The organism is Pseudochrobactrum sp. sp1633, assembly GCF_030376605.1.
In the GTDB taxonomy this organism is placed as follows: Bacteria; Pseudomonadota; Alphaproteobacteria; order Rhizobiales; family Rhizobiaceae; genus Pseudochrobactrum.
The window spans coordinates 442,096-457,664 of sequence record NZ_JARRAE010000001.1 but is presented as its reverse complement, the minus strand read 5'-3'; the positions used below and the strand labels follow the sequence as shown (position 1 = coordinate 457,664).

Sequence of the window (15,569 nt, the reverse complement as noted above, 5' to 3'; positions counted from 1 at the left end):
AGAAAAAACATATCCATTAACCTTTCTCAAACATTCCAACCAAAACAGATGGTCTTCATTTCCTACTGATTTAAAGCGAATATCCTGAAAACAGGACCATTTCAAAACAGCTGTTGAGTTACCAATAAAATTACTTTTCAATAAATCTATATAAGAAACCTTACTCGGCGCATTTATAAAGCCAATAATTTCTTCATTTTCATCAATTCTATAATAACTCGAGAAAGTTATTGGTGTTTTGCTTCTTTTAATAAAATTAATTTGGATTTGTAGTTTATCAGAACTCCAGAAATCATCACTATCCAGAAATGCAACATAATCACTAGAAACCAAATTCAAACCAGTATTTCTCGCAACAGCAACACCCGACCATGCTGACAACTTTATCAACTGAATACGTGCGTCCCTCTCACACCAAGACTCAACAATTTGGACGGTTTTATCTTTAGATAAATCATCAATTATCAGAAGTTTCCAATCCGAATAACTTTGCTCAACAACAGAGGATATAGCTTTATTTATTGTCGTCATTGAATTATGCGCAGGCATAATAATAGTTACAGTCATATCACCATTGCCACTCATGCCAACATACTTCTTACCTTAACTAAATACAGTTCATTATAACTCTTTTGAAAATAATCAATATATTGCCTTACCCAAACAGCATGAGCCGCCTCACCTGCTGCATTAATTGAATCTGGATTTAATTGCTTCAACCAAACTGATATTGATTCCTGCCCTTCAGCAATAGCCCATCCAGTACCATTTTCGCGAACCCCTTCGCCAGGGCTTGTCCCTCGCGTTGTTAATAGCCCTCTTCCAAGCATAAGGTGTTCATAATACTTATTGGGTGATGCATAATAATGATTAGGAACACTTAAATAATACATTCCAATAATTACATGCATTTCCGACATTAATTTCAATCCATTTTTTGAATTAAGTATTCCATGATAATGGATATTAGAAGAAGATTTAACATATTTATTAACTTCATCTAGCAGACCACCATAACCTGCCACATGTAGTTCAAAATCAGGATTAACCGAAACCACACTCATTAAATCTTCTAAGCCACGATGATATGGCTCTAGTACACCAAAATAACCAAGTCGTATTTTGTCAAAACTCTGCGGCATCATCTCTTTAGCAATTTGGGTAGCGGGTACATTTTCCAGTACTATAAAATTGGATGGGAGTTTATCCAAACCTAACTGTCTATAGCGAGTGAGGCCCGCCAAGATGGTCAAATCCGCACTCTTCGCAATTGACAGCTCAATACTGTCAACAATACGTCCAACAATGCCAGAAATATTCCTCACTGCTGTGTACTTATCATATATATCAAAAATAATTTTTTTCCGAAAAATGCGACAAAAAACATTGCAGACAAATGCGGAATCCAAATCAACTACATGAACAATTTTTATTTCTTTCCTATGCGATACGAGTGTAAAAAATAGAAAGAAATTCCATTTTATTAATGAATATAGATTTCGCCAGCCCCCTCCTAGACGCCCATTCAAAAGATAGATGATCTCATCATTTTGCGGAGAATAATTATCGTCACCACGCCTCCAGCCAACAAACTTAAAAGATAGTCCTGCATTTTGGAGGCATTGAAAATATTTATGTATCCTAGAGTCGTAACTAGCTAAGCACGACCTGACAAAAAAAATCATAAACTACCTACTTTATAGACGCTCTCCAACTTATATATTATTTTTCGATGGCGTTCACAACAGCATAGAATGTTAGTACTCTTTACAAAAAAATTCTAATAAAACATACATTAAAAATAAACTATGAATTATAACATCACCTCCCCCAAATATACTGAACAAATGGAGTTATATTTGCCGCAATAAAACCACCAAAACCAACCAAAAAAATCAACATCCAACGCGCTCCCTTAGCTTGCGTTAGTAAATGATGCATTTCAGAGACCTTAGTATCTAGTCGGTCTATTTTTCGTTCAAGTTCTTCAACCTTTCCTTCCATACGAATAACTCTGTCCCTCGTATCCTGCGTTGCCGTTGCCATCACCAGCACCCCTGCCGTTTTCCATTTTGGTCATTACCTTCCACTCGCTCAGCTGCTGGCCGGTCAACTCTTGTCAGCGCCACCAAACCAACCGTTGACAGATCATTCTTTCGCCAGCCCGCGCAGCTGCTCACAGTCTGCGGACTGCACCCCGCGACGGCGAAGAGACTGAACACAGAAATCATAGTCCGATAGATTGCGCGTTTTCGCATCATCCTTCACCCTCTCCCGCTCAGCACGGATATCACTCTGCAGCTGCTGAATTGCCCCGCGTTGCCGCTCTTTGTATTTACCCAGCTGGACAGCACCCGTGAGCGCAACAGCACCCACGGCCAGCACAGCGAGTATTATTTGGAGCCGCCCCATCATCAGAGTGCCTCAAACAGTTTTTCGACTTTGGATTTCACAGACGGCATGGAATAAATCGCGTAGGCCGCGATACCGCTCACCACAATCACGGAAGCCAGCTGCACTCGCCAGTCCAGCAAACCAACTGCAGGAAGCGCCGCAGCTGTCAGCCACGTCCAAAAGCGCTTAGAATGAGAAACCGGTTTTGTCTTTTCAGGCTCAGGCGGTGGCGTTTCCGCTTCCGGATTTTCAGTTGCTGATACAGGTAAGCCATTGCCTGCGTCTCTTACTTTACGCAACACCACCACAATCACTTCTGGCTTCACCAGTGCCTTATTGAGTGCATCACCATCATAATATGACTGGCCGCGCTTTAGCTGACCGTGCGCCCCTTTCGTCGCGGCAAGCACCGGAAACGAAGCCCACTCCATTGCCAGCTGTTTGGCAAACTCAGTCATGGAGATTGTACCGGCCATGAACTCTTCATAGCCACGGCGTTTTAACAGGTGATAACCGAGTCGGTCTTGTAAATCCGGATCAAACACCTGCCGCCCGTTCAGGCGCAACTCACGCGACAAATCCTGCAAGGTCTTGCGCATGAACTGATAACCACCAGACGCCGATGATTTGAACCGCTTGGTAAAGCTGGCCTGCGCATCAACCAGTTCACCGATTGTCATCGAGGTGATTGGCTTCGGCAGTTTATCCTGATTGTGACCATAGATAACATCATAAGACGCGCGATCAGTCCGTCCGACTTCAGTCTTACGAATGAAGTCAAGCAGGATCGCCGCGCCAGCTGGCACGGTTTTATCCATCTGAATTTTCCTGTGAAATTTACTGTTAAAGCAGCATAAAAATTAGCGTTTATGCCAGCAACTCTGCAGCACGCTCAACACCGAACAGAGTAGCAGCAACCTGCTGCAAGAGTGGCCAAAGTTCATGATCTGAACGGAATGTATTGGCTGTGAGAAATATCTGACGAGTGCGTATTGGCTGCGCAGCCATTGCATCATTCACCTGAATGGCTTCAGCATCTGTCATACGTTCCCATAGAGTGACAGCAGGAATGACGATTACAGGCTCTGGCAATGGATCCGGCACGTAAGGTTCGATTTCATTTCCCGCAGCCACCCACTCTGCAATCATGGCACGATGTCGATTTGCCATATCGTCAGGAATTGCAATTTCATTCCCATCAATTACAGATATGATTAAACCATCTTTTGCAAATTTCGCGCTATTTACCATTTTAAAAATCCGCGTCCAAATTATATGCATTAGCTAATGCGTAGCAATCACCTACTTGTGCCGCAGAGACAATTTCAAACCTGCCGCCACGACCTGAGACTCCAGCTAGAGTAGCAGTTTTTAAGTTTGCAGACCTTTGCCCCTGATCATCAAGTGAAACTGAAGGTGCCAGCCTCATTGCAGACCATGTAACACTATTACTGGAATATTGATTTTCCTGAGTTGACCAAAACCGCGCTGAAACTGATACCTTTTGAAAGTAACGCGTACACATATGAAATTCATACGCAAGAGATCTCGCCACCCAAGGGTCGCTCAACGTAGCATCGCCCGCCACGACGCTTATTTTCGTTGCAGTTGCAGGCACCACCACAGATGCATTTCCAGCCGTTACATTAACTTTTATAGGTGATGCTTTTGTTTGCCCACCGAATGTTCCATTACCCCCGCCAGACCATGTGAGCGTATATTCACCAGCTGGCAGACCCTCAATAATCTGCTCAATTCCGTTTGAGTGACCTTTCCAGCGGTCAAAACCATAGACACCATTGGCAGGCTTTTTCACACCACCACGCTGATTAATGGTGAAATCGCCGTTGATGATCCAGTTATAAGAAGCTTTGGCATCCAATGCTTTATGTACTGCATCTGAAATCGGCAACCCCGTCTTTGGGATTGCAGCGCCAGTTGCATCAATCAGCTGATCAGCAGTACCATCGACTGGAAGATCATACTTTTTATCAATTTCGTCTGCATTTTTCGCAATCGTATCGGTCAGGTCTTTGATTGACTTCAGCGTAATTGTGCCGTCCGCCCCCATGATGATGAACTGATCATTGGCTTTCGCAATCGCTGCAAGCTCTGTGAGATTTGCAATATTCTCCAATGCAGCGAGAGTGGCCAGATTGCCTTTGGTATCATCGGGTCCGAATTCTGATTTCGGCACCAATTTCATAACACCTGGTCCAACAAAAACCGGTACTGCATCTTCTTCACCAACAAGTACAGCAAATGCTTCAAGATTACCTGTGGTCAGCAGATCTCTCATCATCCGAACAGCAGCCTGCACGCGGCTACCATCCGGCTGATAGCGAACCCGCAAGGGTTGCCCGTCACCGGCAGCTGCCACAGGGCAATTATCAAATAACCGGCCGCTGTTCTGCCCAGTGATTTCAGCAATGATGAGCACATAGCCTGTTGCGGTGATAATCGCATCACCGGCCTGAATGGCTGCGGTCTGCAAAGCCGACCCTGTCGTGGTGAAGTCAGGTGTTCCGGCAACGAGATTAAGCGTGCCGGTCATCCAGTCGGGACGAATAGCCATTAATCTGCCCCTTCCTTGCGCTCTACAATCAGTTCTTTGTTTTCCGCTTCCAGAGCTTGAATGCGTTCTTTCATCATTAGATTTTCTGAAGCCAAAATCAGATTACGCTGACGGATAATGCCAAGCTGAAACGCCGTTTCATGCAATTCAGCCAGCGGATGAATTTGTATTGGTGGAGTGATATTGGTCTGTGTTGCAGACATGCGATCTCCTTCCCGCAAAAAGCGGGTGATTGCTGTGAGTGAAGTAAGGAAAGTCAGCCGCCTATCGAATTCCAATAGACGTAATAGGTGACATAGCGCGAGGTGCCGGTTTTGTTGTAAATCCGCATTGAGGCCATATCGCCTTGGATGCGGGCTTCGAACTGCGATAGAAACGCGACAACACCATCGGACGGTTTAAGCATAATAAGTGCCGGCTGCTGATAGGTGCGTCCGAATGGAATGAGCACATTACTATTTGCTGGCACCTGAACCGAGCCTGTTACGTATGGGGCAACAGTGCCGATCCCCTCATGCAGCACAAAGTCAAAAAGATCAGTGCTGTCAACGTCCTTTCCGGGCTTGGAAATGCGGAATTTAAAGTTGGCACCACGCTGGAATAGTACCCGCCCCGCCATCAGAACTTCTCACGTAGCTTGACTAAAAAGACGGTATAATTGAACCGGCATTCATATTGAGGCACCCAGCCCCTAAAAGTCAGTTTGTTGTGAGAAATGCCAACAACAGGCATAAAGTTGACTAAGCCTATATTCCCGCCAAATGATTGCGTAGCCACAATACCGCTCAGATCAGGCGGGAATTGAAACGGCTCAGCAGCGGAAGATTTAAAGCCCATGAATGCCAGCGGAATAAACGGAAGCTCCTGAAACGGGACTTCAATTTGATGCCGCCATAAGCCTTGCGATTCATTGTAGCCGAATGACGGAACAGAACCTTGCGCATGGATTTTCAGCATGTCTTGGACAGATGACATCAGCATCTGGCCGCCCTGCTGGACGGTTTTGCCCTGCTTGGCTACCCAGATGCCATGCTGATTACCGTTTTTGCCGATAAGGATATTTTCATCCATGTCATATCCCCATCACCAGATAAATAAAGCTCTCCCGATAATAACCAGAAGGATTGCGAATTCGCGGGATAGTTATACGACTATTGGTGACGGTTATTTCGCCCGTGCGCCAATAATCACTTGGCCGATTGATGAGAGGCTGAGCGCCTAGCAATACCATGCCATGATTGCCCCAATACCGAGGATCAGACAGGCTGATTAGCAACACTGTCGGAACATAATCCAATGGCTGAAAGTTGATAATCTGCGGCGCCGACCAATCCGTTTGCTCATCCCAACGGGTCAAATTCTGCGGCGGTGGATCCATTTTATAACTGGATTGATCAATATGCAGACCGACCTCCACAATCGTGCTGGAGAATAACCAATCACTATCAAAGAGCTTATCACCCTCTGCCAATGATGGATTGTCCGCGTCAAATCCCTGTTTTGAAACCACGAGATGATTTTTTGTTAAGTGCAGTCTTGTACTCATCAGTCAGACACCTTCAAAAAACCCTCATCAAGATTAATGACGAATTTGCTGTCAGGTGAGCGGATCAGACCGGAGATGATTTCATTGATTTTTGCCAACATCAGGGTCAGTTCACCATTGATGAATGTCATCGGCGACATGCTGTCTACACCATTAGTTACGATCCAACGATCAGCATTCATGATGATCTGACTGAGCAATTGGCCACCATTACCTGTGAAGGCTTCCAGCCACATCGCCGCCTGTGCAGTCTGCCCCATAGCTTGCACATAACTGCTGAAAGCAATCCGGTTCAAAGCACTGCCGCTTGCGGCTTCACTGGTAATGCGGATCAAACCACCAGCTGAGAAATTGCCGACATCAGCAGTGAGCAGGGTAATTGCTTCAGCCTGAGCCTCAACAGTATCGCCAACAGTGTTGATACGCGTTGTCAGTTGGCTAACAGCCTGGGCAATATCCTCATCAACTTTTACCTCCAGCTTTTCGATACGGGAAGCAATTGCACTGCCGGGACCGATGGAAACGGAAACGAGCCTTGTGTAACCTGCCTTTAGATTGCCCGCAGTTACCGCCGCTTCCTCACGTAACAGTTTGAACATACCGGCATTGCCAGCCTCCTGCTCAGCTGCCAGCGCACCAATACGATCCAACTCCTCCTGAACATACCGATCCGTCTCTCCCAAACCTTTCAGAACATCGCTGATGTCCTTATTGAGCTGTTCAATATTGATCGCGTAAATATCAAGTGGACCGAAACGGATATCCGCAGTGCGCACCTCAATCCAATCAGACCAGACAAAGGGCGTACTGCCATCATAGGATGAATAACGTGCGCGGACTTCATAGAGCATATTCGGCAAAAGAATGCCTGGAGCAATCAATAGCGCCCCGCGCTCTACATCTTCAGTTCGGCCTTTATAGATTTCAGCCAGCGATGATTTGAGACGCACCTCAAACATAACCGTATCAACGCCGGTCACTTCACCATCCCAGACCAATCGAATGCCACACCGGCGATTATTGCCGTTACTGTCCTGTGCAATATCTGGTGTAACAGCAAAATCGAAGATCGGTGTCGGCAGCGGACGCATTGCACCAACTGCACCATCCACCGGTGGACGATAATCAGTGCTGCTTTCCCAATCATAGTCTGACGGGTCAACCTCAGTCATATCGACCATAACATCAAGATTGGCACGGTCTACCGAGCCATCAATCCGCATCAGCTTATTGACATAACCGTTGCGCTTGGAAGTCCATGACCAGATTACACCTGGCACTGCGTAAGCCCAAAACCTTGGCGGAATGACCAGAGTGTGCCGCCGCGCCCGCTGCCCCTCTTCAAGAGCCGATTTCATAAGCCGCTGCACCTGCTCCGCATATGGAACAAAGTTCAGTTCAACTTTAGCCATCAAACGCCGGTTGCCGTGTAAGGCTTCCAGATCGGCACGGAACAGTGACGGCGCGGACTTCATCACCCAACCGTCAGTGAAGGACGGATAAGTTGCCGAAACACCATTGATCGTATCCGACAGACCGAAGAACGGGGTGAATGTCTGCTCATCGGTCGAGAGAATATCGTCATCGGTGAAATGAATGACCGGCGCGTCGGGGCTACCGAGAAACATCTGATAGAAACCGCCGATTTCCGCGATACGCCCCTGACAGGAGGTGTTCAATGCCTCCAGTGCATTTGCGAGAGGCGCATCAATTGTGATCTCGCCACCTGCCCGATAGGTCGGCTCTAAGCCATTTGCCCCATAAATAGGTGCACGGCACTTATTGATGGCCTTGATCCAGTTGTCAGCTGGAAGACGCGTAGCAGACATGCCCTGCACACCATAAAACCACTGGTTATTCCAGCGTAGGCCACGCAGAAGGTTATATTCCTGTACGGCTGGCAGATGATCGCCATCGCCACCCCATGTGGACGGATCAGACCACCGATGCGAACCGTTTCCGCCTGCGGTGCTATCTTTTGACGGATCGTAGAATTTGAAGCCATCCAGCTCGAATTTGAAATTCGGAATACCGGAGAACATCTGCTTACTGACACGCGCCGTCACAATGGCATAGGCCACACCACGACCGACACGGTTCACATCCCATTGGCGGTTCTGATTGGAGCAGGTATTGACCAGAAAACTGTCAGCTGTCTTCTGAGTGCCGTCATAAAATTTAACCCAGAGGTTATCGCCATCGTTGCGATATTCTTTGACCTGCCAGCCCCACGACATATCCGGCGTATTGTAATCAAGGGTCACTTTCTGACCATTGACCCAAACCTCGCGTAGGCCAGCGACCGGCAGATCGGACAGTGCAATAACCTGTGTCAGATAAGCGTTTGGTGTATCGCCGTCATGCCCCCATGTGTTGACCCAAACTAAGGAACCCGCTGTTGACGTTCTCCCGATCAGGAAAGAACGCGGCAGATCACCACCGGCCTGCAGGCTGCCATTGATGGAAAATACCGGTTCCTGTGGTTTACCGGCAATGGATTGCGCAAGCAGATTGAGGCCGATACCAACGGCGGCTTTAAGCAAAAAACTGCCGACCGCCCCTGACAAAAAGGTAGAGGCCATCAGGCCGCCTATCGCAGACGCGATACCGGTAAAAATTGCCATGAATAATCTCTTTGAAACTAAGCCTCAGAGGCTTTTGAGAAAGTGTGTTTCGACCGGCACAAAGCCGCGTCGCTCATAGAGGCGGGAAACATCATTGGTCGCGAGTGAGGCCATACCAACAGCCGCACAGCCTTGCTCTCTTGCCCATGCTTCATAGGCATCCAGCATTTTGATTGCACCACGACCACGGGCGCTTTGAGCCACATACCAGACCGTTTCCTTGGCATAACGACCAGCCCCGAACGGATGCTCGAACCAAGAGGCCATCAACAGCCCCTGCACTTGCCCCTCATGTTCCAGAACAAGAGCACAAGCGTGAGCATGGTTCATATGCCCGTCAAATAAAGCAGCCGCATAGGCCGCCTGAAACGGGAAGGTAAAACCAGCAGCCTCATGGCTTTCCCGCAAGAGACAGATGCAGGCTGTTTTGTCCGCAACGACCGCAAAACGCACCATCAGAATATCCCCAAGAACCTTTTACGCTTCTTCTGTGTCGGCACTTTGCCCTTTTCGGAACCCCAGAACACTTCCCATTCTTCAACCGTGGCCGCATCCTCGTAAAAGGTGTCATTGGGATCGCGCAGGATCTGTGAAGCATGACTGCGCGTCTCAGGATTGGAGCGCGTAAATTCCTGTGTGTGGCTGGCACAGGTCATTGTGACTGCACCATCCTCATTCTCAGACGGTGTTTTCAGTTCAATCTTATCGACAAAGCCAACAAACCGGCACTCAGCCGGAGCGACCATCAAACGTGTTTCCGGATTGAACAGGCCACGATAGACTTCTACCCGCGCCTGACGGCAATCATAATCACGGACAATCCGTTCAACTTCCTCATGCACCTGCGACATGCGGATTGTGACATTCTGCACGGAAAGATTGGCGATGAGCGGAATATCGTCAATGGAAACCAGAGAACCTGTTCCATACCAATCACGTGTTTCAGGTATACCATTATCCGGATTGACCACATCTGCCGTGATATTCCCCACGTCAGACCACAGACCTTCCGTTACCGGAGCACCAGTCTGTCGGTCACGTGCAACAAGCCAGAGAAAGTCACGCGCTACCAACATCCGCTGTTCAAGCGCATGCTGGTTTTCTGCTGAAATATATCGCATTGCTGCACCTTCTTCAGGAACACTCTGGATAACTCTGCGTTATCTTAATAGGAGGTATGAACTCATGGATTTAATTTATTGGGATGAAGCCGTCGTTATTAAAATTTCAGACGGCATCACACATTCAATCGGTAATATTGCTGATGCGGAGAATTTTATGCTTTCCGATTGGCAGCGTTTTGATCTGGATAGTATGGGAGAAGCTATAACAGCCTGCCTTAGGTGTTCACATGATCATGGAAGCACGCAAAGTGCGCGGATTGCATTTAAACATGCAGCAGAAGTATCTGGGATTTTGGCATAAGAATTTCACCTTTTCGATAAAACCTCATAAACACAGCTCTAAAGATTGTTCTTGCGCATAAAACGAACATTTTCTGAGCCATTTGACTTCAAATTTTACCCAGATGTCACTTCCTTAAACAATGAGCCATCATATCAATCGTTGCCTTTGATAGATGCATATATGAGCAGATAAAAATTACAAACTGGCCAGGTATCTCCTGATCTCAGAAAATCTGACTCGATCAAAAACATAACAAACGGTCAATCACTGCAAATAAGACACAATTACATATTATATAATAATTATAACAAGTTATATCACATATTTTCTGTATTATATTAAATCTAACATACAAAATTTGAAGATAAATGAGATGGTTAAGTGATCATTTCATGTTCCGACTTTTCTCATTTACATCTTCATTTTAAATACACTGGGAGGAATATCATGAGTAATATTCTAAAAGCAATTGGAGGGAGACAGCCTCCACATGCAATCATAGAACAGCGTCATTTTCATCAAGATGTTGCTACTGAAAAACAAATTTCAATAGCTCATAAAAGTTCAGCCTCGCAATTAAAGGACGCTACTAAGCTCGGCAGCATTCTGAAAAGAATTGGCGGGGGGCTATCTAGGCATCGCCCCTAAACTATCGGTACCAATAAAAACGGAGCATAATGTGAATAATACAAACCAAGAAGATCTTATACAAAAAACATTTAAGAATACCTCAGCCTCTGAGTCTAAAGCTACTATTACGCACAAAATCGCAATCGCTATAATCGAGACTGAGTATAAAAAACGAGTTGCCAAAACACTCCGGTTAAAAAATGAACGCCTTGCTCACGAAGCAAGTTTGCTAGCCACTCCAACAAAACTTACTTCTAAGCGTTCAGTTAAAAAAGTTAAAACGAGCTAACGAGCTTCCACCGCCTGAAACGAGATTGTGCCACGCCCTGTGCTCAGTTCTGCAGATGTGGTCAGCGACCCCGGCAGAATGATCATCGGCACCGATGGCTCGATTAGTGTAACCACATTGCCGACCGCTGTACCGGGAGCCAGATGCGGGCGTAGTTCAAAGTGCGTGGTTTTACCTGAAGCATTCGCAACTGCACTTTCTAATACCTGATAAAGTTTTGTTCCGATTTGCACATAATCACCGATTGTTATCGAGAACCAAACCGGCATACCTTGAAGAGCGATAGATTTGTTATCTGCCCCAATACCTTCAATACTCGCCGTAGATACATCGCCAATGCCCGTACCATTCGGATAAGCAATCGGAAAACAACGGCTCATAGGTCTGCCACTAAACTGCTGTAAACTGCCGTCCACCGCTTTTAAACGTGCCCGCCAGATATCAAGCTCATTCGGTTGCAATATTACGGATTGAAAAGAAGCCTTCCACAGTGGCGTGCCCATATCCTTGGCAATCGTCGTACCACCTGCTGTCCGGCTATATTCCTGCCTGTACAACAGATCGAACTCCGTTGACCATCCGGGGAAACCAGCAAGAATATCTAATGGGTAGGTAAGAGCCATAACGAATATGGAACCTTTTCAAAACTGTGACGTTGGTTTTCGATATTTGTGACTGTATGGAGGTAAAGGAACGTGGCAATCACCCGCAAAGAAGAAGAACGTGCGCTAAATGCAGATGAGCTTGCATTGGTGGACAAAACACGCCATCCGGCTCTTCAATCCCTCCCCGACGCTGATCTAACCTCACTTGTTAAACTGCTCCGTGAGCGGCGCGAAAAAGCTAAAACTCAAGCGCACCAAAGACGACGAGAAATCAGGGGCAAAACTGCACCAAAAGGCAGTGCCGCATCAAAGGCAGATGATGGCTCAAAAACTAAACTCAGCGTTCTGGCAATGGCGATGCGCCGAACCAATGCTGAAGTTGAGCGCCGCCGTCAGATGGCCGCCAAACAAGAACTTGTTGAAAATGCGCAGCACGCTCTCGAGCTAAAGAAACATGCTGAAGCCAACAAAATTCCGTTTAATACACGCCACGCCCATGAAGGAATGCGTAATATTCCCAACAAGCAGGTAAAAAGCCTCATCAACCCTATGGAACGTGGCAGACAGAAAAAAGCAGCGAGCGTTAATCAGGCTAAACGCGATCAGCGACAAGCTACTGCATCATAAATCGGGCTCAGGCTTGGCATTGCCAAGCCTGAGCAGTCTATCCCAACTTTACAAATTTGCTTTGAGCTTCCCGAACGGTCTGGATCACCCGCGCTTGCATTTCCTGATTGGTCTTCTTCAGGCCAGCTTCCAATCTTGCTACAGCAGCCTGATCTGCCCCACGCGCATCGATTTGATAAACCGGCGCGAAAGAGAATGCACCGCCACCGCCTGCACCGTCATGCGGAATAATGCGGCCATGAGTGCCGGGAGAGAAAAATTCCTCACCCTTCTCATTGACGCGATAGAGATTGCCGGGTGTTACACTCCCACCCGCTGCGCGCGCGCCGCCGAACATCATTCCAAACAGACCGCCGAGACCAGAAGACTGAGGCGATATCCCAAACAGATTTGCCAATGGACCCTGCCCCATAAGCAGAGCTTGCGCCATTTGTCGGAGCAGCCCGGCTAATGCTTCTTTTGCGCTGAATGAACCATCAATGATTGTGTCGATCATATTCATGGAGATATCAGCCAGATCAAGAGCTGCATCAGCATTGCGGCGAAGCTGCTCTTCCACGGCCTCGACCGCCTTTTGCTCCTGATAACGCGCTTCAATCAGTGCTGTGATCTGATTACGCTGAGCATCCGTTGCACTGGCACCGGCTTTACGAAGGGCAATTTCCTTATCCCGCGCCTCATCAGTAAGCCCGACAAGCGTCAACTCTTCTTCGAGTGAGGTAATCAGATCATCAATCGCTTTTTTCTCACGTTCAGCATCGGTAGTTTTAACTGAGCGCGATCCGCCAGTCTTTTTCTTTTTATCTTCAGGCAAAATATAAGGCGTAACCGGTGGCAGGATACTATCATCAGGCTGATTAGGGAGCTTTTGCTTATCCTTGTGAGCCTTGATTTGAGCGTCAATTTCAGCGAGCTCTTTTTCAATCTGCTCTTTAGGAGGCAGAAATGCGCCGCGATAATCGCCTGTTTTCATGTTTAAGGCTCGCTGCTTCTCATCCCGCTGTTTTGTAAGAGTATCCAGCGATCGGTTCTCAACTGTATTGAACAAGTCAAGAAAGTAGCGAAGTTGCAAAGCCGCAGAAACAATTGCGGCTTTCAAACTCGTTGATACTGTATTCGTGATATCAACGAAGGCTTTATCAACATCGGCAGCAGCCTGCACCACATCATCGGAGAGAACACGGCCAAGCTCCTCGCCCTCTTTAATGGTTTCCGTAAGCTTATCGCGCCCTTGTACAATCAGGGACACAAACTGCTCACCACCCTGACCACCCATGATCTCATCAAAAATACGGATACCGGCGGCAGTGTCTTTCAGGCGGCGGGTACGGTCGATAATCTCCAGCATAAAATCTGCAGGATCTTTGAGCCGCTGCTTGACCTCCTCCGGAGACATACCAAGCTGAGCAAAAGCTTCTGCACCGGAGCCCTTGCCAGTCTGGGCATATTCATTTGCCCGCAGGTTTAACTCACGAAAGGCATCGGCCATCGCATCAACTTCAATGCGGTTGGTTTCAGCTACATATTTCATTTGCTGGAATGACTTTATCGTCATACCAGCCCGTTTTGCTGCCGTCTCGATATTACCAATATCGGAAATGACCTGCTTGACACCCTGAATTGACAGCCCGATGCCAAGACCTGCCAATGCTCCCTTTACCAAAGACATAGAACGGTTAAAACCGGCAGATAGATCAGAAAATTCCCGTTGCGCATTCTTGGCAGTTGCCTTGGTATCGCCGCGTACACGGGTCATGGCATCATGGAAGCCACGGGCATTGGCGCCGATAAACGCCATGATGTCATTGCGGGACATGAATTACCCTATCTGATGGATTTGGTAGGTGGATAATGACGGGCAATCTCTGCCGCCCTTGCCGGTGTGATAATGTCTTTTGAGCGTTTACCGGTACGCCCCTCGATAGCAGATTCCAGCTCCGGCCATGTGGATCGCCAAAAAACTTCCGGCGACCACCCTAATACTCCGGTTGCAAAACTAAGCATTTGCTGGATTTGATCAGTGATTACGAGGGGCTCAGTGCGTTTCCCGATGTGGCCTGCTCAAATGCCTTTTCCAACTGATTGAGATGATCGGTCTCGCCGCGCAGTTTCTTGCCATCATTGATATGGCCGGAAAGAGCTTTGGTGATAGCTTTGCGGAATGACTGTTCATCCGCGGCACTCAGCTCTGCGATGGCTTTGTGCGCCAGATCACGCGCTGCCTTGTCACCATCCGGATGCGTGGTCAGGACACGTAGGGCTGCCATCACCGTTTTAGGATGGAAACCAATAAGTCGCGTATAGAGCAGATCCATCGTGTCACAACCGGCCACTTCACAAAGCGTTGCCAACCGGCCAAACTCAACAACCAGGACCAGATTGGTATCGCCAATCTGGCAGGCAGCTTCACCACGGAGAGTATTGGGTAAAGCATCCGTCATGGTGATACTGCCGGAGTAAAGCCAACAGTGCCGGTTGCAGACATCCGCCCCTGACACTGCAGCTCATTGGTCTTATCGCCCGAGAATGTCAGCGAAATCAGGAAATCAGCTTCGAATGTCCCAACCCCCGGCACCACCACTTGATACGGCGTGACAACCTGATTGACTGCATCACCGATCATGGCCTTGGAGGCAGTGTTGCTGACGAAAGCACCATCAAGCTGCACATTGATACGCTGGATGCCATACATTAACTGCAACAAAAGCTTGCTGCCTGGATCAGCACAATTGGGCTTGGTGATGTCGATTTCTTCATTGTTGATTTCCAATGAGCGGGATTCTGTCACGCACACCGAGACAAAATCATCCGGCGTCATCAGACGCTTGATCACAAGCTCACGACCTAAAGCCATGGACTTATCTCCTGTTTA

The 15,569-nt window shown here is 47.5% G+C and carries 23 protein-coding genes; 4 read left to right on the top strand and 19 right to left on the bottom strand.

Features of this window, described 5'->3' with window-relative positions:
• The 14 genes from P8H26_RS02220 to P8H26_RS02155 form a co-directional block, all read right to left on the bottom strand.
• A partial coding sequence (locus P8H26_RS02220; RefSeq protein WP_289631205.1) for a glycosyltransferase family 2 protein occupies window positions 1-585 on the bottom strand: 585 nt, incomplete at its 3' end.
• Window positions 582-1,685, bottom strand: coding sequence for a hypothetical protein (locus P8H26_RS02215; protein WP_289631204.1), 1,104 nt, complete (start codon window positions 1,683-1,685; stop codon window positions 582-584). The genes P8H26_RS02215 and P8H26_RS02220, both read right to left, overlap by 4 nt.
• Before the next feature lie 136 nt (window positions 1,686-1,821).
• Complete coding sequence (locus tag P8H26_RS02210; protein WP_122094406.1) at window positions 1,822-2,046, bottom strand: hypothetical protein; 225 nt, start codon at window positions 2,044-2,046, stop codon at window positions 1,822-1,824.
• Between the two features lie 102 nt (window positions 2,047-2,148).
• On the bottom strand, window positions 2,149-2,415 hold the full coding sequence (locus tag P8H26_RS02205; RefSeq protein WP_289631203.1) for a hypothetical protein: 267 nt from the start codon (window positions 2,413-2,415) through the stop codon (window positions 2,149-2,151).
• Window positions 2,415-3,212, bottom strand: coding sequence for a hypothetical protein (locus P8H26_RS02200; protein ID WP_289631202.1), 798 nt, complete (start codon window positions 3,210-3,212; stop codon window positions 2,415-2,417). Before P8H26_RS02200 ends, P8H26_RS02205 begins: the two co-directional genes overlap by 1 nt.
• A gap of 49 nt (window positions 3,213-3,261) precedes the next feature.
• On the bottom strand, window positions 3,262-3,675 hold the full coding sequence (locus P8H26_RS02195; protein WP_289631201.1) for a hypothetical protein: 414 nt from the start codon (window positions 3,673-3,675) through the stop codon (window positions 3,262-3,264).
• Complete coding sequence (locus P8H26_RS02190; protein ID WP_289631200.1) at window positions 3,647-4,948, bottom strand: hypothetical protein; 1,302 nt, start codon at window positions 4,946-4,948, stop codon at window positions 3,647-3,649. The genes P8H26_RS02195 and P8H26_RS02190 overlap by 29 nt, the downstream gene beginning before the upstream one ends.
• 20 nt (window positions 4,949-4,968) lie before the next feature.
• The gene (locus tag P8H26_RS02185) at window positions 4,969-5,172 is read right to left on the bottom strand and encodes a hypothetical protein (protein ID WP_289631199.1); all 204 of its coding nucleotides are present in this window, start codon (window positions 5,170-5,172) and stop codon (window positions 4,969-4,971) included.
• Window positions 5,173-5,225: 53 nt separating this feature from the next.
• Window positions 5,226-5,588, bottom strand: a complete 363-nt coding sequence (locus P8H26_RS02180; protein ID WP_289631198.1) for a hypothetical protein — start codon at window positions 5,586-5,588, stop codon at window positions 5,226-5,228.
• Window positions 5,588-6,040 carry a hypothetical protein gene (locus P8H26_RS02175; RefSeq protein WP_022711849.1) on the bottom strand — a complete coding sequence of 151 codons (453 nt, stop codon included), beginning with the start codon at window positions 6,038-6,040 and terminating at the stop codon, window positions 5,588-5,590. The genes P8H26_RS02180 and P8H26_RS02175 overlap by 1 nt, the downstream gene beginning before the upstream one ends.
• Window position 6,041: 1 nt before the next feature.
• Window positions 6,042-6,515 carry a hypothetical protein gene (locus P8H26_RS02170; RefSeq protein WP_075655074.1) on the bottom strand — a complete coding sequence of 158 codons (474 nt, stop codon included), beginning with the start codon at window positions 6,513-6,515 and terminating at the stop codon, window positions 6,042-6,044.
• Window positions 6,515-9,139, bottom strand: a complete 2,625-nt coding sequence (locus tag P8H26_RS02165) for a phage tail protein (protein ID WP_289631197.1) — start codon at window positions 9,137-9,139, stop codon at window positions 6,515-6,517. Before P8H26_RS02165 ends, P8H26_RS02170 begins: the two co-directional genes overlap by 1 nt.
• Window positions 9,140-9,163: 24 nt before the next feature.
• A complete protein-coding gene (locus P8H26_RS02160; protein ID WP_289631196.1) occupies window positions 9,164-9,595 on the bottom strand; it encodes a GNAT family N-acetyltransferase in 432 nt (143 codons plus the stop codon).
• Window positions 9,595-10,260, bottom strand: a complete 666-nt coding sequence (locus P8H26_RS02155; RefSeq protein ID WP_289631195.1) for a hypothetical protein — start codon at window positions 10,258-10,260, stop codon at window positions 9,595-9,597. Before P8H26_RS02155 ends, P8H26_RS02160 begins: the two co-directional genes overlap by 1 nt.
• 64 nt (window positions 10,261-10,324) lie before the next feature.
• Between P8H26_RS02155 and P8H26_RS02150 the strand changes: the two genes are divergently transcribed.
• The 3 genes from P8H26_RS02150 to P8H26_RS02140 all read left to right on the top strand — a co-directional run bounded on the left by P8H26_RS02150 (window position 10,325) and on the right by P8H26_RS02140 (window position 11,465).
• Window positions 10,325-10,564 carry a DUF982 domain-containing protein gene (locus P8H26_RS02150; protein ID WP_022711854.1) on the top strand — a complete coding sequence of 80 codons (240 nt, stop codon included), beginning with the start codon at window positions 10,325-10,327 and terminating at the stop codon, window positions 10,562-10,564.
• A 429-nt stretch (window positions 10,565-10,993) separates the two neighbouring features.
• Window positions 10,994-11,194: a hypothetical protein gene (locus tag P8H26_RS02145; RefSeq protein WP_156831459.1), complete on the top strand. Its 201-nt coding sequence runs from the start codon at window positions 10,994-10,996 to the stop codon at window positions 11,192-11,194.
• Between the two features lie 31 nt (window positions 11,195-11,225).
• The gene (locus P8H26_RS02140; protein WP_289631194.1) at window positions 11,226-11,465 is read left to right on the top strand and encodes a hypothetical protein; all 240 of its coding nucleotides are present in this window, start codon (window positions 11,226-11,228) and stop codon (window positions 11,463-11,465) included.
• Here the strand turns inward: P8H26_RS02140 and P8H26_RS02135 are convergent.
• Entirely contained in the window at window positions 11,462-12,088 is a 627-nt protein-coding gene (locus P8H26_RS02135; protein ID WP_289631193.1) for a hypothetical protein, read from the bottom strand. The genes P8H26_RS02140 and P8H26_RS02135 overlap by 4 nt on opposite strands.
• A 72-nt stretch (window positions 12,089-12,160) precedes the next feature.
• Between P8H26_RS02135 and P8H26_RS02130 the strand changes: the two genes are divergently transcribed.
• A complete protein-coding gene (locus tag P8H26_RS02130; RefSeq protein ID WP_289631192.1) occupies window positions 12,161-12,697 on the top strand; it encodes a hypothetical protein in 537 nt (178 codons plus the stop codon).
• Window positions 12,698-12,734: 37 nt separating this feature from the next.
• On the opposite strand, the gene P8H26_RS02125 is transcribed toward P8H26_RS02130, so the two are convergent.
• Genes P8H26_RS02125 through P8H26_RS02115 form a run of 4 tightly spaced genes read right to left on the bottom strand, consistent with a single transcriptional unit; the run spans window position 12,735 to window position 15,551 of the window.
• Window positions 12,735-14,513: a hypothetical protein gene (locus P8H26_RS02125; RefSeq protein ID WP_289631191.1), complete on the bottom strand. Its 1,779-nt coding sequence runs from the start codon at window positions 14,511-14,513 to the stop codon at window positions 12,735-12,737.
• 8 nt (window positions 14,514-14,521) lie between these two features.
• Window positions 14,522-14,701, bottom strand: a complete 180-nt coding sequence (locus P8H26_RS18140) for a phage tail assembly chaperone (protein WP_075655064.1) — start codon at window positions 14,699-14,701, stop codon at window positions 14,522-14,524.
• Between the two features lie 20 nt (window positions 14,702-14,721).
• A complete protein-coding gene (locus P8H26_RS02120; RefSeq protein WP_221724009.1) occupies window positions 14,722-15,138 on the bottom strand; it encodes a hypothetical protein in 417 nt (138 codons plus the stop codon).
• Entirely contained in the window at window positions 15,135-15,551 is a 417-nt protein-coding gene (locus tag P8H26_RS02115; protein WP_022711860.1) for a phage tail tube protein, read from the bottom strand. Before P8H26_RS02115 ends, P8H26_RS02120 begins: the two co-directional genes overlap by 4 nt.
• Between the last annotated feature and the right edge of the window lie 18 nt (window positions 15,552-15,569).

Bases quoted from the DNA above. Each gene is read 5' to 3' on its own strand.
- P8H26_RS02190 (WP_289631200.1), bottom strand. From the start codon at position 4,948: ATGACCGGCACGCTTAATCTCGTTGCCGGAACACCTGACTTCACCACG.
- P8H26_RS02165 (WP_289631197.1), bottom strand. From the start codon at position 9,139: ATGGCAATTTTTACCGGTATCGCGTCTGCGATAGGCGGCCTGATGGCC.
- P8H26_RS02205 (WP_289631203.1), bottom strand. From the start codon at position 2,415: ATGATGGGGCGGCTCCAAATAATACTCGCTGTGCTGGCCGTGGGTGCT.
- P8H26_RS02160 (WP_289631196.1), bottom strand. From the start codon at position 9,595: ATGGTGCGTTTTGCGGTCGTTGCGGACAAAACAGCCTGCATCTGTCTC.
- P8H26_RS02180 (WP_289631198.1), bottom strand. From the start codon at position 5,588: ATGGCGGGGCGGGTACTATTCCAGCGTGGTGCCAACTTTAAATTCCGC.
- P8H26_RS02120 (WP_221724009.1), bottom strand. From the start codon at position 15,138: ATGACGGATGCTTTACCCAATACTCTCCGTGGTGAAGCTGCCTGCCAG.
- P8H26_RS02170 (WP_075655074.1), bottom strand. From the start codon at position 6,515: ATGAGTACAAGACTGCACTTAACAAAAAATCATCTCGTGGTTTCAAAA.
- P8H26_RS02155 (WP_289631195.1), bottom strand. From the start codon at position 10,260: ATGCGATATATTTCAGCAGAAAACCAGCATGCGCTTGAACAGCGGATG.
- P8H26_RS02195 (WP_289631201.1), bottom strand. From the start codon at position 3,675: ATGCATATAATTTGGACGCGGATTTTTAAAATGGTAAATAGCGCGAAA.
- P8H26_RS02185 (WP_289631199.1), bottom strand. From the start codon at position 5,172: ATGTCTGCAACACAGACCAATATCACTCCACCAATACAAATTCATCCG.
- P8H26_RS02210 (WP_122094406.1), bottom strand. From the start codon at position 2,046: ATGGCAACGGCAACGCAGGATACGAGGGACAGAGTTATTCGTATGGAA.
- P8H26_RS02145 (WP_156831459.1), top strand. From the start codon at position 10,994: ATGAGTAATATTCTAAAAGCAATTGGAGGGAGACAGCCTCCACATGCA.
- P8H26_RS02135 (WP_289631193.1), bottom strand. From the start codon at position 12,088: ATGGCTCTTACCTACCCATTAGATATTCTTGCTGGTTTCCCCGGATGG.
- P8H26_RS02125 (WP_289631191.1), bottom strand. From the start codon at position 14,513: ATGTCCCGCAATGACATCATGGCGTTTATCGGCGCCAATGCCCGTGGC.
- P8H26_RS02215 (WP_289631204.1), bottom strand. From the start codon at position 1,685: ATGATTTTTTTTGTCAGGTCGTGCTTAGCTAGTTACGACTCTAGGATA.
- P8H26_RS02150 (WP_022711854.1), top strand. From the start codon at position 10,325: ATGGATTTAATTTATTGGGATGAAGCCGTCGTTATTAAAATTTCAGAC.
- P8H26_RS02115 (WP_022711860.1), bottom strand. From the start codon at position 15,551: ATGGCTTTAGGTCGTGAGCTTGTGATCAAGCGTCTGATGACGCCGGAT.
- P8H26_RS18140 (WP_075655064.1), bottom strand. From the start codon at position 14,701: ATGCTTAGTTTTGCAACCGGAGTATTAGGGTGGTCGCCGGAAGTTTTT.
- P8H26_RS02175 (WP_022711849.1), bottom strand. From the start codon at position 6,040: ATGGATGAAAATATCCTTATCGGCAAAAACGGTAATCAGCATGGCATC.
- P8H26_RS02200 (WP_289631202.1), bottom strand. From the start codon at position 3,212: ATGGATAAAACCGTGCCAGCTGGCGCGGCGATCCTGCTTGACTTCATT.